2 protein-coding genes are annotated in these 1,548 nt (G+C 70.1%); both read left to right on the top strand.

Going from position 1 to position 1,548, the window contains the following annotated elements:
- On the top strand, positions 1–624 hold a 624-nt coding region (locus RT688_RS18730), incomplete at its 5' end, for a sulfite exporter TauE/SafE family protein (protein WP_313706362.1).
- A gap of 58 nt (positions 625–682) precedes the next feature.
- The gene (locus RT688_RS18725; protein WP_313706361.1) at positions 683–1,384 is read left to right on the top strand and encodes an MBL fold metallo-hydrolase; all 702 of its coding nucleotides are present in this window, start codon (positions 683–685) and stop codon (positions 1,382–1,384) included.
- The last annotated feature ends 164 nt before the right edge of the window (positions 1,385–1,548 follow it).

The following is a 1,548-nucleotide window of genomic DNA, read 5'->3' as shown; positions in this document are numbered from 1 at the left end:
GTGCTCGGCCTGAAAGCGGGCCTGGTGCGCTACCGCACCGCGCTGCTGGTCGCCGCCGCCGGCATGCTGCTGGCGCCGGCCGGCCTGTGGGCCGCGCGCGTTGCCGACGGCCGCTGGCTCGGCCTGCTGTTCGCCGCCACCCTGCTCTACGTGGCCCTCAGGACCTACCGGCAAGCGACAGGAAAGCTGCAGGCAAGCGTGGCGCCCGCACCGGCATGCGTGCGCGACCCCGGAACCGGCCGCTTTGTCTGGACCCGACCCTGTGCGCGCGCGCTGGCGCTGTCCGGCGCCGCCGCCGGCCTCCTGTCGGGCCTGCTCGGCGTCGGCGGCGGCTTCGTGATGGTGCCGGCCCTGCAACGCTACACCGACCTGGCGATCAAGCCGGCGGTGGCGACCTCGCTGGCCGTCATCGCGATCATTTCGCTCGGCGGCGTATCCGCCGCGGCGGCGCAGGGCGCGATCGACTGGAGCCGCGCCGCGCCGTTCGCGGCCGGGGCCCTAGGCGGCATGCTCGCTGGCCGTTCGCTGGCCGCGCGCGTGGCCGGGCCGCAATTGCAGAAAACCTTTGCCGCCGTCTCGGCCCTGGTGGCCATCGGCATGGCCATCAAGACCCTGGCCGCCTGACGCATTCGCCACACCGGCCACACCGATTACCGACTACCCATATGATCTGGAGAACGTGATGAACCCGAATCCTGTCCAGCTGTTCGACACCGAATCCTCGACTTTCACTTACATCCTGGCGGCGCCGGGCGGCACCGAAGCCGTCATCATCGATCCGGTCGAGCGCCACTGGGAACGCGACCTCCGGCACCTCGAGCGCCTGAACCTGAGGCTGCGCTACGTGCTCGAGACCCACGCGCATGCCGACCACGTGACCTCGGCCGGCAGGCTGTGCGCGATGACCGGCGCGGCCGCGGCGGTGCCCGGCGGATGCGGCATCGCACCCGCGCCGCTGCAGCTGGCGGACGGCGATGTGCTGCGTTTCGGCGACGGCGAGGAAATCCGGGTCCTGCACACCCCGGGGCACACGGCCGGCAGCATGAGCTACGTCTGGCGCGGCAACGTCTTCACCGGCGACACCCTGCTGATCGACGGCTGCGGCCGCACCGATTTCCAGAGCGGCAGCGCCGACGCGCTCTACGACAGCGTCACGACCAGGCTGTTCACGCTGCCGGACGAGACCCGCATGTGGCCGGGCCACGACTACAAGGGGCAGGCGGTATCGACCATCGGCTGGGAAAAGCGCCACAACGCGCGCCTGGCCGGACGCAGCCGCGGCGACTTCGTGAGACTGATGAACGAACTGGACCTGCCGAAGCCGAAGATGATCGATGTCGCCGTGCCGGCCAACCAGAACCTGGGTTTGCCGCACAATGCATGAGCACGCATGAGCACGCATAAGGCCGCATGAGCGCGCGGCCTGGCGCGCACGTCGCTCGCCGTCGCCGACATCGCGCTGCCACGGGAACCTTGCGTCCACAACCGTGGCAATCTTTTTGGCGCTGTCACCGTTACGTGTTGAACATGCCCAGCGCCGCTCGCAGG

Origin of the sequence: Massilia sp., from assembly GCF_032106685.1 — a bacterium.
Lineage (GTDB): Bacteria > Pseudomonadota > Gammaproteobacteria > Burkholderiales > Burkholderiaceae_D > Telluria.
The sequence above is the reverse complement of the archived record's forward strand: the minus strand, read 5'-3'. Positions and strand labels throughout refer to the sequence as shown.

What these genes read in the sequence shown, in the direction of transcription:
- RT688_RS18725 (WP_313706361.1), top strand. Translation starts at nt 683, where the DNA reads ATGAACCCGAATCCTGTCCAGCTGTTCGACACCGAATCCTCGACTTTC.